The organism is Bartonella bennetti, from assembly GCF_045945445.1.
Lineage (GTDB): Bacteria > Pseudomonadota > Alphaproteobacteria > Rhizobiales > Rhizobiaceae > Bartonella.
This window is the reverse complement of sequence record NZ_CP174576.1, coordinates 844,260-860,790: the sequence shown is the minus strand read 5'-3', so window position 1 is coordinate 860,790 and position 16,531 is coordinate 844,260. Positions and strand designations below refer to the sequence as shown.

Here is a 16,531-nt window from a genome sequence, read left to right as displayed (position 1 = left end):
CTTTGTTATGGAAAGACAGCTTAAAAATAGCAATAGATTACTTGTATATGGTTGTTTTGGTAATGAGGTGTTAATTAAAGTAATGCATAGTTGAAACAAATATTAAAAAGACTGTGCTGTATGTGGACAAAACAAAAACAGAGATCAATAAAAGCGCGCTTTATATTACCACTGATAACAGTGGGAGTGTTGAGTTATTTTAGTTATCATATTTATCATGGAAAATATGGACTTTATTCACGTAGTAAAATTAATCAACATATCATTGAGTTAAAAGAAGAACTTCGTCAAATAAAAACTGAGCGGATATCTATTGAAAAGCGTATTTCTCTTTTACGTGATGGGCATATTGAGAAGGATATGCTCGATGAGTATGTCCGGAAAAATTTAAACTTTTCCAAGCCGAATGAGCTAACAATTTTAATTTCTCCTACTGATCTGAATGAACTAGAAATGAATTAAGCTGAAAAAGATATTTTAACAGTTACTATAGTATAGTTTGAACTGATTTATAATGCTTGTAACTTTTATTCGTAGAGGTTATTTCTAATAATCATCGAAGGGAGTTTAAGTATGGTAGGACGGGCTAAAAAAAATTCTATGTCGACAGTGTATGCTGCATCATCAGATACCACTAAAACGGCAAAGATAGCTAATTTCACCAAAGAAGAAGAAATTGATGCTTATCGTGAAATGCTTTTGATTCGGCGTTTTGAAGAAAAAGCAGGACAACTGTATGGTATGGGCTTGATTGGTGGCTTTTGTCACCTTTATATCGGACAAGAAGCTGTTGTTACTGGTACATTAAAAGCAACAAAAGTAGGTGATCAAATTATCACATCTTATCGTGATCATGGTCATATGTTAGCTGCTGGTATGAGTCCACGTGGTGTGATGGCCGAATTAACGGGGCGTCAAGGTGGCTTTTCCAAAGGGAAGGGGGGCTCGATGCATATGTTTTCTAAGGAAAAAAATTTTTATGGGGGACATGGTATTGTTGGTGCGCAGGTTCCAATTGGCTCAGGTTTGGCATTTGCGAATCAGTATCTTGGTAAAGATAATGTAACATTAGTTTATTTTGGTGATGGAGCTGCAAATCAAGGACAGGTTTATGAGAGTTTTAACATGGCTTCGCTTTGGAAACTTCCTGTTATTTATATTATTGAGAATAATCAATATGCTATGGGAACATCGGTTTCACGTGCATCTGCAGAAACTGATTTTTCTCGCCGGGGTCTTTCTTTTGAGATTCCAGGCATTGCCGTCGATGGTATGGATGTTCGTGCAGTGAAAGGGGCAGCTGATGAAGCAATTATTTGGGCACGTTCGGGTAAAGGACCAATTATTCTTGATATGCAGACTTATCGCTATCGTGGACATTCTATGTCTGATCCAGCGAAATATCGATCAAAGGAAGAGGTAGAAAAAATAAAATCTGAGCAAGATCCGATTAATCAAGTAAAAAGTCGTTTGATTAAACAAGGCTGGGCAAGTGAGGATGATTTAAAATTTATTGATAAAGAAGTACGTGCAATTGTAGCTGATGCAGCGGATTTTGCACAAAATGATCCAGAGCCAGATTCTTCTGAACTCTATACTGATATTTTAGTTTAAAACAGGGGAAGCAAGTATGCCCATTGATATTTTAATGCCGGCACTTTCGCCAACAATGGAAGAAGGTAAGCTATCTAAATGGCTTAAGAAAGAAGGTGATAAAGTTAGCTCTGGTGATGTGATTGCTGAAATTGAAACGGATAAAGCAACAATGGAAGTGGAAGCTATTGATGAGGGTATTGTTGGTAGAATTTTTGTAGCTGAAGGTACTGAAAATGTTAAAGTTAATACTGTTATTGCAGTATTATTGGAAGAAGGTGAAAGTGCTGAAAATATTTCACAAACTTTAAATAAATCACAAGGAGGAGAGACTGCTACTATGCTATCAGTCCCGGTACAACCTATTTTTGAAATTGCTTCTGATCCTGATATTCCTGTAAACACCGAAATGATTATGATGACAGTGCGTGAAGCGCTTAATCAAGCTATGGCTGAAGAAATGCGGCGCGATGAGACAGTTTTCTTAATGGGAGAAGAAGTAGCACAATATCAGGGTGCCTATAAAGTTAGTCAAGGTTTATTAGAGGAATTTGGTGCACGCCGAGTTGTTGATACACCTATTACAGAGCACGGTTTTGCAGGGTTGGGTGTTGGTGCTGCATTTGGAGGCTTACGTCCTATTGTTGAGTTTATGACATTTAACTTTGCTATGCAGGCGATAGATCAAATTATCAACTCAGCGGCAAAAACTCGTTATATGTCTGGTGGACAAATGTCTACTCCTATGGTTTTCCGTGGTCCCAATGGCGCTGCTGCGCGTGTTGGTGCTCAACATTCGCAGTGTTATGCTGCATGGTATAGTCATGTGCCAGGCCTTAAGGTTATTATGCCTTATAATGCAGCAGATGCTAAGGGTTTGCTTAAGGCCGCTATTCGTGACGACAATCCTGTTATTTTCTTAGAAAACGAAATTCTTTATGGTCATCAGTTTGAAGTTCCAAAGATGGATGATTTTATTTTACCTATTGGCAAAGCGCGGATCCATAAATCTGGTAAGGATGTAACAATTGTTTCTTTTGGAATTGGAATGCATTATGCGGTTCAAGCATTGCCGGAAATTGAAAAGCTTGGCATTGATGCTGAATTAATTGATTTACGCACTATTCGTCCAATGGATTTACCAACAATTATTGCTTCAGTTAAAAATACAGGTCGTTTGGTAACAATTGAAGAAGGTTACCCTCAGTCATCTGTTGGCACTGAAATAGCAACACGTGTTATGCAACAGGCTTTTGATTATCTTGATGCACCAATTGCTACAATTGCTGGAAAGGATGTACCTATGCCTTATGCAGCAAACCTTGAAAAATTGGCTTTGCCAAATATTGCTGAAATTGTCGAAGCCGTTAAGGCTGTAACTTATAAAGCATAATTGAGGAGAACACTATGCCTATTAAGATTACGATGCCTGCGCTTTCTCCTACAATGGAAGAAGGAAATTTATCAAAGTGGAATATCAAAGAAGGTGATAAGGTTGCATGTGGTGATATTATTGCTGAAATTGAAACAGATAAAGCAACAATGGAAGTAGAAGCTATTGATGAAGGAACGGTTGCTAAAATTGTTATACCTGCTGGAACACAGAGAGTTAAAGTCAATAGTCTGATTGTTATTTTAGCAGAAGAGGGTGAGGATCTATTTGAAGCTGCAAAAATTGCAGAAGAAACTTCTTCTGTTGTGGTGAAAGAGCCAGTTATTAAACAATCGGTGGAATCAGTAAGTGTGCAAGCTGCTCATTCATCAACAAATCAGCAATTAGTAGGACAAAATGGGGATAATAGACGTCTTTTTGCATCTCCTTTAGCGAGACGATTGGCAGCTCAGGTGGGGATCGATTTATTACTTATTTCTGGCACTGGTCCTCATGGGCGTATCATTAAACGCGATGTGGAGAAAGCTCTGAATAATGGTATTGCAAGTTCTCATTCACTGCATATCGATCAGTCGATATCTTCAGGCACTTCTGATAGACAGATTTTACAATTGTTTAAAGAGAATGAATATACATTCGCACCCCATGATAATATGCGTAAAACAATTGCTAAGCGTTTAGTTGCATCAAAGCAGATGGTACCACATTTTTACGTAACTATAGATTGCGAATTAGATGCGTTATTGGAATTACGTACGCAATTAAACGCTGTTGTTCCAATGGTTGAGATGCAAGAAGGTATGAAACCTGCTTATAAGCTATCCGTCAATGATATGATTATTAAAGCTGTAGCGCTTTCTTTGAAAGCTGTACCTGATGCTAATGTATCATGGCTTGAGGATGGAATGCTGTATCACAAACACTGTGATGTTGGCGTTGCTGTTTCTGTTCCGAATGGGTTAATGGTACCGATTATTCGCTGTGCAGAAGAGAAATCTTTGGCAATCATTTCTAATGAAATGAAAGATCTTGCAACGCGTGCTCGTGAACGTAAATTGAAAATGGAAGAATACCAAGGAGGGACAACAGCTGTATCAAATATGGGGATGTACGGTATAAAAAATTTTTCTGCTATTATTAATCCGCCGCATGCAACGATTTTTGCAATTGGTTCAGGCGAGAAGCGTGCTATTGTTAAGGATGGTGCATTAGCAATAGCAACAGTTATGTCGGTTACTCTTTCAGTTGATCATCGCGCTATTGATGGAGCACTAGCGGCAGAAGTTGCTCAGACTTTTAAGAAGGTCATTGAAAATCCATTAACGATGTTAATTTAAATTATTTTTAAATATTGTGCTTATGTGCTTAAGAGTGTGGAAGAATGTACTGAAGGAGATGGATCTCAATAATTTGATATGATGGTTTATAATCTCTTTTGATGTAATAAAGTTTTTCTATAGTATTTGAAACGGTATATATGAAAGAAGTTTATCTGTTAATTTTCAGTTTAAAGTTTGGATAATACATATCCATTTTTGCATATATCCATGGAGGGATTATTGTGGCAGGTCTTTATGATGTGATTGTGATTGGTTCAGGACCAGGTGGATATGTAACTGCGATTCGTGCGGCACAATGTGGTTTTAAGACTGCAATTGTTGAACGTGAGCATTTAGGCGGGATCTGCTTAAATTGGGGGTGTATCCCAACAAAAGCACTCTTACGTTCCGCAGAAATAAAACATTTTGCTGAGCATGCAAAAGATTATGGATTAAAGCTTAATGGTTCCATAGAAGTCGATATTAAAGATGTTGTACTACGTTCTCGCGGGGTTTCAGCACGTTTAAATGCTGGTGTTGGTTTTTTATTGAAAAAAAACAAAATTGATATTATTTGGGGTGAAGCGAAACTAACAAAGGCAGCTAAAGGTAATCAGCCTGTAGAAATTATGGTTTCTGCATCATCAAAAAAAGTTATGCAGCCACAAAATCCAGTTCCTAAAGGGGTATTGGGGGAAGGAGCTTATCAAGCAAGGCATGTAATTATTGCTACTGGTGCACGTCCTCGTGTTCTTCCTGATATTAAACCAGATGGAAAACTCATTTGGACTTATTTTGAAGCTATGGTTCCTCCTGTTATGCCAAAGTCTCTTTTAGTGATGGGATCTGGAGCGATAGGTATTGAATTCGCTTCTTTTTATCATGATATGGGTGCTGAGGTAACTGTTGTTGAAATGATGCCTCAAATTATGCCGGTTGAAGATATTGAAATTTCAACATTCGCTCGTAAACAGCTAGAGAAAAAGGGTATACGTATTCTTACTGAAGCAAAAGTGATCAAAGTTGAAAAAACTGCTGATTTTGTTACAACGCATATTGATGTTAAGGGTAAGATAGAAACAGTAATAGTTGATCGATTGATTTCAGCCGTTGGGGTTCAAGGTAATATTGAAAACCTTGGATTAGAAGCATTAGGTATCAAAACTGATCGTGGATGCATTGTTACTGATGAATGGAGTTGGACAGGAGTGAAAGGAATTTACGCTATTGGTGACGTTGCTGGTCCTCCTATGTTGGCCCACAAGGCAGAGGAAGAAGGTGTAATATGTATTGAACATATTGCTGGTTTGAAGAGTGCCCATTCTCTTGATAAAACGAAAATTCCAGGATGCACATATTGTACGCCACAAGTTGCTTCTGTAGGACTTTCAGAAATGACGGCAAAAGAAGCAGGTTATGATATACGTATTGGTCGCTACTTTTTTTCAGCGAATGGTAAGGCAATTGCTTTAGGAGAAGATCAAGGATTAGTTAAAACTATTTTTGATAGAAAAACAGGACAGCTTCTTGGTGCGCATATGGTAGGGGCAGAAGTGACAGAGCTCATTCAAGGTTTTGTTATTGCTATGAATCTTGAGACAACAGAAGAAGAATTAATGCACACTATTTTTCCACATCCGACATTATCAGAAATGATGAAAGAGAGTGTGTTAGATGCTTATGATCAGGTTTTAAATGCTTAATGATTAGGTTATATGCAAATCTGGATTATGTGATTTTTTATCAATGTTTTATATCTAAAAGACAGAGGTCTTGAATGGTTACGGTGCTTGATAAAGTTACGAGTAGGCGTATGCGGCATCCTGAAAAGGCACATCTTCCGGATACAAGTATTCAGAAAAAACCGAGTTGGATTCGTGTAAAAGCACCAGTGTCGCCAATATATAAGGAAACGCATAATGTGGTGCGTACCAATAAATTGGTTACCGTGTGTGAGGAAGCAGGTTGTCCCAATATTGGCGAATGTTGGAGTAAACGACATGCCAGCTTTATGATTTTAGGTGAAATATGTACACGAGCTTGTGCTTTTTGTAATGTTGCAACAGGTATTCCATTTGCAGTTGATAATAATGAGCCAGAACGCGTAGCAGACGCTGTTGTGCAGATGGAATTGAAGCATGTTGTTATTACATCTGTTGATCGTGATGACCTTTCTGATGGTGGTGCACGGCATTTTGCCAAAGTTATTTACGCTATTCGCCAGAAAGCTCCAACGACAACAATTGAAGTATTAACGCCTGATTTTCGTAATAAGGATGGTGCATTGGAAATTGTTGTTGCTGCTAAGCCTGATGTTTTTAATCATAATTTGGAAACAGTGCCATCAAAATATTTGAAGGTACGTCCAGGAGCACGCTATTTTCATTCGATTCGGTTATTACAACGCGTTAAAGAACTTGATCCAACAATCTTCACAAAATCAGGAATTATGGTTGGGCTTGGGGAAGAACGGAATGAAATTCTTCAACTGATGGATGATTTGCGTTCTGCAGATGTTGATTTTATGACGATTGGGCAATATTTGCAGCCTACGCGAAAACATCATCCTATAATTCGTTTTGTAACTCCTGAAGAATTTGAGTCTTTTGCCAAAATTGGCAAAGTAAAGGGTTTTTTACATATGGCTTCTCATCCTTTGACACGTTCATCTCACCATGCGGGAGATGATTTTGAAGCTTTGCAAAAAGCACGTGCTGCAAAATTTTCCCAATAGAGATAATTATGCCGACTTTTACGACACATCGGAAAATTGCTCATACTGCTCATGAAATGTTTGAGCTTGTTGCCGATATTGAATGTTATCCTGAATTTTTACCCATGTGTGAGGCTTTGATTATACGTTCTCGAAAGGAACATGAAGAAAAGATTTTGCTTTTTGCTGATATGACAGTGGGTTATAAGGTGTTTAGAGAAACTTTTACAACTCAAGTGCTTCTTCATCCGAAAGAAAATCTTATTGAAGTGAAATATATTGATGGTCCATTCAAATATCTTGATAATCGTTGGGTCTTTCATGATATTAAAAATAAAGATGCATGTGATATAGAATTTTTTATTGATTATGAGTTTAAGAGTAAAATGCTTGGGTTAGCTATGGGGTCAATGTTTAGTATTGCTTTTAATAAATTTACTGATGCTTTTGAAAAACGTGCACATCAAATTTATGGTTTCCCAACAGTATGATTTTATCAATTATTAAAGGGATATCATTGGAAATATTTAAGAATAAGCTTTAAAGCATTTTCAACAGTTATATGGCGAATAACATTCCGATCAGAATTCCCAAAACGCATTTCTTGATGCATGGTTGCGTGATTTTTATAAGCTGTTGCACAATGGACAAGTCCCACTGGCTTATCTAAATATACTCCTCCAGGTCCGGCAATGCCTGTTACAGCAACTGAAATTGAAGCTCGTGAATATTTCAGTCCACCTTCAGCCATTGCAATAGCAACTTCTTTTGAGACTGATTTATATGTTTTGATAAGTTTAGGGGATACACCAACGAGATTAGTTTTAGATTCGTTTGAATAAACAATAAATCCACAGTCGAATACATCTGATGATCCTGCAATGCTGGTAAGATTTGCAGCAATAAGTCCTCCTGTGCAAGATTCTACAGTGGTTAGAAGCAAATTTCTTTCACGACAAACTTTAAGGACAGCATTCGCTAGTGTTTCACAAAAGTATGTCATTGTGGAATTTCTCCTGGATAAATAACTGTGGTAACTGCAAGAGCTGCAATTCCTTCTTCACGACCGATGAAACCAAGTTTTTCATTGGTTGTTGCTTTAATAGAGATGCGATTGGTTGAAAGTGTGAGTATGTTCATCAAGTTTTCTATCATTATATGACGATAGGCGCTAATTTTAGGTTCTTCAGCAATTAAGGTAATATCCACATTAGCAATACGACCACCTGCTTTCTTAATTATATCAATGGCATAACAAAGAAAAATTTCTGATGATGTATCTTTCCATTGAAGATCAGAAGGAGGAAAATGAGTTCCGATATCTCCTGCTCCTTGAGTTGCTAAAAGAGCATCTGTTAAAGCATGAAGAGCAACATCAGCATCAGAATGTCCACTTAATTTCTTTTTAAAAGGGATTTTTATACCACACAAAGTGAGATAATCACCTTTTTCGAAAGCGTGGACATCATAACCATGTCCAGTACGGATATCAGGGAACATTTGCGTCCTTTTTTTAAAATATGAATAGGCGATTTCAAAATCTTCTGGCCACGTAATTTTTATATTATTAGGATTTCCAGGAATTGTTTGCATAGGGATTCCGAACCATTCAGCAATCGCTGAGTCATCAGTAAAATTTTTTTGGTGAGATTGTATTGCTTTTTCATGAGCTGCTAAAATGAGTTCAAATGGAAAACACTGTGGTGTTTGTGCGGTATACATATTTGTCCGTGGGATTGTATCTACAACATGGTTTGTATTATCTAAACGTTTAAGGGTATCGGAGACAGGAATGACGGGGAGAACACCTTCTCGATGATTAACAATAGTATGTATTTGTTCAAGAAGCTTTTTTTCTACAAAAGGACGTGCACCATCATGAATGTGAATATATTCTGGCTTGATATTTTTGAGTGCATTTAATCCATGTAAAGTAGAAATTTGACGTGTATCACCTCCTTCAACAATGATAAGGTGTTCTTTCAAATCAGCTATAGCATTTTCACATATTTGACGATCATCTGGATGGATAACCAAAACAATAGGTGTAATAGAAGCGTGTTGTAAAAAACAATGTATAGTATGATAAATAACCGGTTTTTGTCCTAAAATCCGGTATTGTTTAGGGCCACTTTCTGGAGAACCTGCTCTTTTGCTGCGTCCGGCAGCTAATATTATGGCTGCAATAGAAATATCGAGTTCCTTTTTGAAATTTTATCTTAGTTAGCTAATTGTCTATTTTTTCCTGCATCAATTTTAAATTGATGTTGAGAGGATAATAATTGCAGATCAGCAATTGATGTCAGTGATAATACATCAAAAAAAGAGTCTAAAGCTTTTTTCAATACAATATTTAAACCACAGAAATTTATTAGTGGACAATTACTTAATTTATTATCGAAGCATTCTGCCATGTAAAAGTTATCTTCTGTTATCTTAATAACATCAGCTACTGAAATTTCTGTTGCAGGTTTAGCTAGTTTAACACCACCATTACGTCCTCTTACTGTTTTCATAAAGCCCGCTTCGACTAGCGGTTGAAGGATTTTGAATAAAAAAAGTTCAGAAACAGCATATGCTCTGGCAATTTCAGGAATACGGCTTAGTGCTCCCTGATTAGCAGCACAATACATGAGCATCCGGAGTGCATAATTTGTTTGTTTGGTTAATCGCATTGCAAGTCCTATGAAATATTACTGAATAATATGTCCTATTTAAAAGCTCCTATTAAAAACATGGAAGCTCTTTCTTAATTTTAGATTAGTTATATTTTAAATCATAGTATTGTCAATTTTTGACATAAGGATTTATATGAGAACAATGAAGTAAGTAACATAAGGTAATTAAGTAACATAAGGTAATTATGAATATAACATCCGTGACGAATCTCCAAAACTTAGATCAAAACATCGGTAAAGATGAGTCGCGACGTTTGAATAGTGTGTATACGTTCTTGGGTATCACAATTATTGTATTAGCTTTGCTGACCGCTTCTATCTCGTTTATTATTCTTATTGGATTAACGCCTGTTGTTCCCAATAGGGCTGTAACATTATTTTTTATAGCTATTAATAGTATTTGGGTTTTGGGACTTATAGCCATTGTTTTGTATGAGGTAATTCCCATTATTTATGCTTGGCGATCAAGGCGTGCTGGTTCGCGTCTTCATGTACGACTTATTTCTTTGTTTGCGCTTGTTGCAACATTGCCAGCTGTTGCTGTAGCCCTTATATCTGGTCCTGCTCTTCATCTAGGCCTTGATCGATGGTTTGATACGACGACTCGACAAATTGTAGGTTCCTCTATTGATCTAGCGAATGCTTACGCAGATGAAATGCTTCAAAATTTGAAGAATTTATCCTATGCTATGGCATTAGCACTGGATGATAAAAGACTTCTAGCACGTAATCCAGCTGAGTATCGAATGCAATTAACACGTCATGCTGTAGGGCGTAATCTTCGAGGGGTTTTTTTATTAAGCTCAAATGGAACTGTTTTTGCATCAAGTGATCTTGGTGATGAGGAACAGCTTCCTATTCCACCACCTCATCTAATTGGTCAAGCAACTAGTGCAAGGCCTTTCTCTTTTCAGCCAGGAGTTCACGATTATTTTGGTATTATTTTGAAATTTAATAATATTTCAAACACATTTTTGTATTTAGTGCGTGATGTTGATCAAAGTGTTTTGTCTGCTTTGCGTTTGACGGAAGTTAACACAGAGCGTTATCGTGATTTGAATGAAAATCGGTTACCAACACAAATTGCATTTGGTATGCTTTATTTGTGCCTTTTTTTAAGTTTATTCTTATCAGCTATTTGGACTGGTATTGCTGTCGCTGATCGTTTGGTGTGTCCTATTCGGCTTCTTATTAGCGCAGCTGATGATGTTGCTGCTGGAAATATGGAAGTTTTTGTACCGGTACGTGCAAGAGATGGGGATATTGGACAATTGTCAAAGACTTTTAATTATATGGTCAGTGAGCTTAAAAGCCGGCGTAATGAGCTGATTGCAGTTCGTGATCAAATTGATGAGAGACGGCGATTTTCTGAAGCTGTTTTATCTGGTGTAACAGCAGGAGTAGCTGGAATTGATGTTAATGGCAATATTACAATTATTAATCGGTCTATTGAAACAATGTTTGGTATTCATTCTGAGCAAGTTATTGGGCGTAATCTTGTATCGTTAAGTTCTGAAATTGGACAGGTTTTTAAGCTTGCTTGTTCATTAGGGCGTAAGAATTATCATGAGCAAGTGACTTTAAAAGTTGCAGGACAAGAGCGTGTTTGTAATGTGCAAATGACAATGGAAGAGAATGATGGACAGGAACAGTCATGGGTGTTAACAATTGATGATATTACGGATCTCGTAGAAGCACAGCGTTCATCAGCATGGGCGGATATTGCGCGTCGTATTGCACATGAGATTAAAAATCCCCTTACGCCTATTCAGTTATCAGCTGAGCGTATTCGTAGGCGTTATAAAAAAATTATCACACAGGATCGAGAAGTTTTTGATCAGTGTATTGATACGATTATTCGGCAGGTGGGAGATATCGGGTGTATGGTCGATGAGTTCTCTTCTTTTGCACGTATGCCCAAACCGCAAATGCGTATTTTAGATATACGGGAATTATTGCATGAAGCGTGTTTCTTGATAGAAGTTACTCGTCGTGATATTCATTTTGAGAAAGATTTAGGAGATATACCATTGATAGGTGCATTTGATAATCGTCTTATTGTTCAGGCTTTTGGAAACGTTATCAAAAATGCGAGTGAAGCAATTGATGCAGTGGCGCGAGAAAAAAGTGTTTGCGGTCATATTCTGATACGCTCTTATCGTCAAGAAGAGTGTTTAATTGTTGAGATTATTGATAACGGTAAAGGATTTCCTAAGGAGCAAAGGCATAAATTATTAGAACCTTATATAACAACGCGGGAGAAGGGAACAGGGCTTGGGTTAGCCATTGTACGTAAAGTTATTGAAGATCATGGTGGTTACATGGAATTGCATGATGCATTAGAAAATTTTTATGAGGGCCGTGGTGCGATGATTCGTATGGTGTTTCCGGTAGATAAAGCAGAGCATAAAAGTGTTACATAGATCACAAATCATGAGATAGGTGAGTAAAGATGGTATCAGATATCTTAATTGTTGATGATGAAGCAGATATTCGTGAACTTGTTGCTGGTATTTTGGATGATGAAGGTTATGAAACGCGTGTTGCATGTAACTCTGATGAAGCGTTAGCACAAATTAGTGAACGTGTTCCAAAGTTAATTTTTTTAGATATTTGGTTACAAGGGAGTCGTCTTGATGGTCTGGCGTTGTTGGATGAAATCAAAGTTCAATATCCTTCTCTTCCGGTCATTATGATTTCCGGTCATGGTAATATTGAAACAGCTGTTTCTGCTATAAAACGGGGAGCGTATGATTTCATTGAAAAGCCTTTTAAAGCTAGTCGACTCCTATTGGTTGCAGAACGGACTCTTGAAAATTCGAAATTAAAGCGTGAGCTTTCAGAATTACGAGAGCGGTCAGTTGAAACACCAGAATTGCTTGGAACGTCTAGTGCTATGAAGCATTTGCGTCAAGTCATAGAAAAAGTAGCTCCTACTAATAGCCGAGTTATGATTGTTGGTCCTTCTGGTGTAGGAAAAGAGATGGTTGCTCGTTCTATTCATGCACTTTCAGCACGTTCTAATGGTCCATTTATTACAATAAATGCTTCAACAATTACCGCCGAAAGAATGGAGATAGAGTTATTTGGTAGTGAATTGGAGGGAAAAGAACGCAAGATTGGTGCATTAGAAGAGGCTCATGGTGGAGTATTGTATATTGATGAAGTCGCTGATATGCCCCGTGAAATTCAAAATAAGATTCTTCAGGTATTAACGAGTCAAACATTTGAAAGAGTTGGTGGGACAAAACGTGTGAAGGTAGATGTTCGTGTCATTTCTTCAACAGCGCAAAATCTTGAGCGTCTCATTGCTAATGGAAAATTTAGAGAAGATCTATTTCATCGTCTTTCGATTGTTCCTATTTTTGTTCCACCACTTTCTGCACGCCGTGAAGATATTCCAGAACTTGTACATCATTTTGTTAAAAAGATGTCGCAGCAAGTTGGTATTAAACCTCGTGAAATTAGCAATGACGTTATAACTATTTTGCAGACACATACTTGGCCAGGTAATGTGCGCCAGTTACGCAACAATATTGAACGTTTATTGATTCTTGTGCGTGACGATGATGGACCAATAACAAAAGAATTACTTCCTGCTGAAGTTAGTGATTCTATCCTGCATATTCAAATGGATACAGATAAAAATATAATGGATTTGCCACTACGTGAAGCACGAGAGTTATTTGAAAAGAGGTATTTGATGACTCAGATTGAACGTTTAGGCGGAAATATATCACGTACTGCTGAATTTATAGGTATGGAGCGTTCAGCTTTGCACCGTAAACTTAAGGTGCTTGGGGTTTCATAAGTTATGCATGTTATTATTTGTGGAGCAGGGCAGGTCGGGTATGGGATAGCAGAACGTCTTGCTGCAGAGAATCATGATATTACTGTTGTTGATACCGAAGCAAAATTAATCGAGAAAATTCGTGATACATTAGATGTTAGATGTATTATTGGCCATGGTTCAAGGCCTGAAGTTCTTTTAGCTGCAGGTGCTGATGAGGCTGATATGTTAATCGCAGTGACTCTATTTGACGAAGTTAATATGGTAGCTTGTCAAGTAGCGCATTCATTGTTTAATATTCCAACTAAGATAGCCCGTATTCGCTCACAATCATATTTAGAACCACGTTATAAGAATCTCTTTGCAAGAGAGAATATTCCTATTGATGTAGTTATTTCTCCAGAAGTTGAAGTTGGAGAAATGGTCTTGCGTCGTATTACTTTGCTTGGAGCTATAGATGTTCTTTATTTTTGTAATGATGCTGTTGTTGCATTAGCTTTAGAATGCATGGAGGATTGCCCGGTTATTAATACGCCTTTACAGCAGTTAACAGAGCTTTTTCCTGATTTGCAAACAACGGTTACTGCTATTAAACGTGGTTCAGAATTATTAATAGCACATTCAGATACACAATTACGTGTTGGTGATATCATTTATCTTGTTGCAGCTCGTGATCAAGTACGTCGTGCACTTAGACTTTTTGGTCATAAAGAACAAGAAGCACATCGTATCATTATTGTAGGTGGTGGTCATATTGGTCTTTATGTTGCTCAAGCTATTGAGAAGCGATTGCATAAACTAAAGTTAAAGATTATAGAGGTAGATAAAGAAAGAGCACTAACTATTGCTGATCAACTAGAAAAAACAACTGTTTTATATGGGAATGTTTTAGATCCTGTTATTCTTCAAGAGGCTGGAATTGGTCAAGCTGATTTAATGATTACATTGACCAATCAAGATCAGGTGAATCTCTTGAGTGCTATTATAGCGAAAAGACTAGGATGCAAGGCCAATATGGTGTTGATTAATAATGTGGCTTATCAAGAGTTTAGTCGTGCCGTTGGTGTAGATGCATATTTTAATCCTCGAAGTGTAACTGTATCAAAAATTTTACAACAAATGCGTCGTGGACGTATTCGCGCTGTGCATTCTGTTTTTAATGGTGCTGCGGAAATTATTGAAGCTGAAGCAATGCAAACATCTTCATTAGTTGGTAAATCGTTGAGAGAGCTTAATTTACCAGAGGGTTTGAGAATTAGCGCTATTTATCGTAATGAAACAGTAATACAGCTTTCAGGAGATACACGTATTTTGCCTGGTGATCGGATAGTAATTTTTGCTCTTGCTGATAGTGTACGTGATGTTGAACAATTATTTCGTGTAAGCTCGGAATATTTTTGATAGATTATCTATGGATATTTGTACTTTTTGGTATGGAAAACAATTGAGACTAGTTGATTGGTTGTGTTTGGCATCGATGGTTAAGGTTGGTCAGCGTGTTAAGCTTTTCAGCTATGAAAAAGTAGAGAACATACCTGTTGGTGTTGAATTGCATGAAGCCGAATCAATTTTGCCACGTTCAGTAATTTATCGCCTTGATCCCAATTTCCCTGACTATGAGCCTGGTCTTACAATTGTTCAATTTTCAGATCTTTTTCGCATTATGTTGATGAAATATGAAAAGGGAGTTTGGTTAGATACGGATGTGTATCTTGTTAAACAGTTTCGTCCAGAAGTAAGTCGGGTTTGGTTAGCAAAAGAAAATGCTGCAAGAGTAGGAGTCTCTGCACTTTATTTACCACCTGATAACCCTATTATAAAAGCATTTGAGGATTATTTGGCAAATGCAGAGATTATTCCTGATTGGTTAGGTTTTAAACGTCGTGTTTGGATGCCATTTTGGCTGAGGAGAAGAAAATTGCCGGTTTTACCAGGAAGGATTGGAATTACTATATTTGGTAATGATGGTATTTCGCGGTTAGCTAAAAAGAATGGTTTTTTTCATGAAGCAAAGGAGAAAAACACTTTTTATTATTGGACAGGACGAAAAGCTGAAAGGATTTTTGATCCAGCTTTTGGTGTTGAACCAATGAAAGATCCACATTTTATAGGGTTTCATATTCACAGAAAGGAAAAAACAATCCAGAAGCCTCAGAAAGGAAGCTTTTATCATTGGGCAGTATCACGTATTTCTGGTGCTCAGAATTTATTTGATTAGGTATTATTATTGTCATTTTAACCATTAATATTTTAATCTTACTGAAACATAATTGATTGTGGCTTGCGTAAGAGAGTATTGTTAGCTTATGGATAAGCTATTGAAAATGTAAATGGCGATTCTTAATTATTAATGGAAGTGAAGATATGAGCGATCCAACAAAAAAAGTCTTAAGTTTAGTTCCTATGGTTATTGAACAGACTAATCGTGGTGAGCGAGCCTATGATATTTTTTCTCGTCTCTTAAAGGAGCGGATTATTTTCATTAATGGTCCTGTTGAAGATAATATGGCAATGCTTGTTTGTGCACAATTGCTTTTTTTAGAAGCAGAGAATCCTAAAAAAGAAATTAATCTTTATATCAATTCTCCAGGTGGTATGGTGACATCTGGTATGGCAATTTATGATACTATGCAATTTATTCGTCCTTCTGTTTCTACTTTGTGTATGGGACAAGCTGCGTCTATGGGATCATTACTCTTGACAGCTGGAGCAAAAGGTCGCCGTTTTGCCTTACCAAATGCACGTATCATGGTGCATCAACCTTCTGGTGGTTTTCAAGGACAAGCCTCGGATATTGAACGGCATGCGCAAGATATTATAAAGATGAAACGACGTTTGAATGAAATTTATGTTCAACATACAGGGCAGAATTATGAAGTCATTGAAAAAACTCTTGATCGCGATCATTTTATGACAGCAGAAGAAGCTAAACAGTTTGGTTTGATTGATGATGTTATACAATATCGTGCAGAAACTGAAAAAGAAGAAAAAGATTAAGAGTTTTTATAGAAAAGGTAGTTATTTGTGAAGTGTATAAGAATTGCC

At 37.1% G+C, this 16,531-nt stretch carries 15 protein-coding genes; 12 read left to right on the top strand and 3 right to left on the bottom strand.

Features of this window, described 5'->3' with window-relative positions:
• The first annotated feature begins 120 nt into the window (after positions 1–120).
• From ACJTDF_RS03890 to ACJTDF_RS03860, 7 genes are all read left to right on the top strand, one after another.
• Entirely contained in the window at positions 121–462 is a 342-nt protein-coding gene (locus ACJTDF_RS03890; protein ID WP_407965032.1) for an FtsB family cell division protein, read from the top strand.
• Between the two features lie 111 nt (positions 463–573).
• Positions 574–1,614 (top strand): pyruvate dehydrogenase (acetyl-transferring) E1 component subunit alpha, encoded by a 1,041-nt coding sequence (pdhA, locus tag ACJTDF_RS03885; RefSeq protein ID WP_078680384.1) that lies wholly within the window; start codon positions 574–576, stop codon positions 1,612–1,614.
• A 16-nt stretch (positions 1,615–1,630) separates the two neighbouring features.
• Positions 1,631–2,986 carry a pyruvate dehydrogenase complex E1 component subunit beta gene (locus ACJTDF_RS03880; RefSeq protein WP_407965031.1) on the top strand — a complete coding sequence of 452 codons (1,356 nt, stop codon included), beginning with the start codon at positions 1,631–1,633 and terminating at the stop codon, positions 2,984–2,986.
• Positions 2,987–3,000: 14 nt separating this feature from the next.
• The gene (locus tag ACJTDF_RS03875; RefSeq protein ID WP_407965030.1) at positions 3,001–4,323 is read left to right on the top strand and encodes a pyruvate dehydrogenase complex dihydrolipoamide acetyltransferase; all 1,323 of its coding nucleotides are present in this window, start codon (positions 3,001–3,003) and stop codon (positions 4,321–4,323) included.
• Positions 4,324–4,547: 224 nt separating this feature from the next.
• A complete protein-coding gene (gene lpdA / locus ACJTDF_RS03870; protein WP_407965029.1) occupies positions 4,548–6,008 on the top strand; it encodes a dihydrolipoyl dehydrogenase in 1,461 nt (486 codons plus the stop codon).
• A gap of 74 nt (positions 6,009–6,082) precedes the next feature.
• Positions 6,083–7,039 carry a lipoyl synthase gene (lipA, locus tag ACJTDF_RS03865; protein ID WP_407965028.1) on the top strand — a complete coding sequence of 319 codons (957 nt, stop codon included), beginning with the start codon at positions 6,083–6,085 and terminating at the stop codon, positions 7,037–7,039.
• Positions 7,040–7,047: 8 nt separating this feature from the next.
• Positions 7,048–7,509 carry a type II toxin-antitoxin system RatA family toxin gene (locus ACJTDF_RS03860; protein WP_407965027.1) on the top strand — a complete coding sequence of 154 codons (462 nt, stop codon included), beginning with the start codon at positions 7,048–7,050 and terminating at the stop codon, positions 7,507–7,509.
• 23 nt (positions 7,510–7,532) lie between these two features.
• Here the strand turns inward: ACJTDF_RS03860 and ACJTDF_RS03855 are convergent, their stop codons facing one another.
• Genes ACJTDF_RS03855 through rirA form a run of 3 tightly spaced genes read right to left on the bottom strand, consistent with a single transcriptional unit; the run spans position 7,533 to position 9,693 of the window.
• Positions 7,533–8,021 (bottom strand): CinA family protein, encoded by a 489-nt coding sequence (locus ACJTDF_RS03855; protein WP_407965026.1) that lies wholly within the window; start codon positions 8,019–8,021, stop codon positions 7,533–7,535.
• The gene (locus ACJTDF_RS03850) at positions 8,018–9,211 is read right to left on the bottom strand and encodes a bifunctional 2-C-methyl-D-erythritol 4-phosphate cytidylyltransferase/2-C-methyl-D-erythritol 2,4-cyclodiphosphate synthase (RefSeq protein ID WP_407966216.1); all 1,194 of its coding nucleotides are present in this window, start codon (positions 9,209–9,211) and stop codon (positions 8,018–8,020) included. The genes ACJTDF_RS03855 and ACJTDF_RS03850 overlap by 4 nt, the downstream gene beginning before the upstream one ends.
• Positions 9,212–9,237: 26 nt before the next feature.
• Positions 9,238–9,693 carry an iron-responsive transcriptional regulator RirA gene (rirA, locus tag ACJTDF_RS03845; RefSeq protein WP_407965025.1) on the bottom strand — a complete coding sequence of 152 codons (456 nt, stop codon included), beginning with the start codon at positions 9,691–9,693 and terminating at the stop codon, positions 9,238–9,240.
• A gap of 188 nt (positions 9,694–9,881) precedes the next feature.
• Between rirA and ACJTDF_RS03840 the strand changes: the two genes are divergently transcribed.
• From ACJTDF_RS03840 to clpP, 5 genes are all read left to right on the top strand, one after another.
• On the top strand, positions 9,882–12,119 hold the full coding sequence (locus ACJTDF_RS03840) for an ATP-binding protein (protein ID WP_407965024.1): 2,238 nt from the start codon (positions 9,882–9,884) through the stop codon (positions 12,117–12,119).
• A 29-nt stretch (positions 12,120–12,148) separates the two neighbouring features.
• Complete coding sequence (locus tag ACJTDF_RS03835; RefSeq protein ID WP_407965023.1) at positions 12,149–13,507, top strand: sigma-54-dependent transcriptional regulator; 1,359 nt, start codon at positions 12,149–12,151, stop codon at positions 13,505–13,507.
• A 3-nt stretch (positions 13,508–13,510) separates the two neighbouring features.
• On the top strand, positions 13,511–14,887 hold the full coding sequence (trkA, locus tag ACJTDF_RS03830) for a Trk system potassium transporter TrkA (RefSeq protein ID WP_407965022.1): 1,377 nt from the start codon (positions 13,511–13,513) through the stop codon (positions 14,885–14,887).
• A 10-nt stretch (positions 14,888–14,897) separates the two neighbouring features.
• Positions 14,898–15,704 (top strand): hypothetical protein, encoded by an 807-nt coding sequence (locus ACJTDF_RS03825; RefSeq protein WP_407965021.1) that lies wholly within the window; start codon positions 14,898–14,900, stop codon positions 15,702–15,704.
• A gap of 146 nt (positions 15,705–15,850) precedes the next feature.
• Positions 15,851–16,483: an ATP-dependent Clp endopeptidase proteolytic subunit ClpP gene (clpP, locus tag ACJTDF_RS03820; RefSeq protein ID WP_407965020.1), complete on the top strand. Its 633-nt coding sequence runs from the start codon at positions 15,851–15,853 to the stop codon at positions 16,481–16,483.
• Positions 16,484–16,531 lie beyond the last annotated feature (48 nt).

What these genes read in the sequence shown, in the direction of transcription:
- lipA (WP_407965028.1), top strand. Translation starts at nt 6,083, where the DNA reads ATGGTTACGGTGCTTGATAAAGTTACGAGTAGGCGTATGCGGCATCCT.
- ACJTDF_RS03835 (WP_407965023.1), top strand. Translation starts at nt 12,149, where the DNA reads ATGGTATCAGATATCTTAATTGTTGATGATGAAGCAGATATTCGTGAA.
- ACJTDF_RS03890 (WP_407965032.1), top strand. Translation starts at nt 121, where the DNA reads ATGTGGACAAAACAAAAACAGAGATCAATAAAAGCGCGCTTTATATTA.
- pdhA (WP_078680384.1), top strand. Translation starts at nt 574, where the DNA reads ATGGTAGGACGGGCTAAAAAAAATTCTATGTCGACAGTGTATGCTGCA.
- ACJTDF_RS03875 (WP_407965030.1), top strand. Translation starts at nt 3,001, where the DNA reads ATGCCTATTAAGATTACGATGCCTGCGCTTTCTCCTACAATGGAAGAA.
- rirA (WP_407965025.1), bottom strand. Translation starts at nt 9,693, where the DNA reads ATGCGATTAACCAAACAAACAAATTATGCACTCCGGATGCTCATGTAT.
- trkA (WP_407965022.1), top strand. Translation starts at nt 13,511, where the DNA reads ATGCATGTTATTATTTGTGGAGCAGGGCAGGTCGGGTATGGGATAGCA.
- ACJTDF_RS03840 (WP_407965024.1), top strand. Translation starts at nt 9,882, where the DNA reads ATGAATATAACATCCGTGACGAATCTCCAAAACTTAGATCAAAACATC.
- ACJTDF_RS03880 (WP_407965031.1), top strand. Translation starts at nt 1,631, where the DNA reads ATGCCCATTGATATTTTAATGCCGGCACTTTCGCCAACAATGGAAGAA.
- ACJTDF_RS03860 (WP_407965027.1), top strand. Translation starts at nt 7,048, where the DNA reads ATGCCGACTTTTACGACACATCGGAAAATTGCTCATACTGCTCATGAA.
- ACJTDF_RS03855 (WP_407965026.1), bottom strand. Translation starts at nt 8,021, where the DNA reads ATGACATACTTTTGTGAAACACTAGCGAATGCTGTCCTTAAAGTTTGT.
- clpP (WP_407965020.1), top strand. Translation starts at nt 15,851, where the DNA reads ATGAGCGATCCAACAAAAAAAGTCTTAAGTTTAGTTCCTATGGTTATT.
- ACJTDF_RS03825 (WP_407965021.1), top strand. Translation starts at nt 14,898, where the DNA reads ATGGATATTTGTACTTTTTGGTATGGAAAACAATTGAGACTAGTTGAT.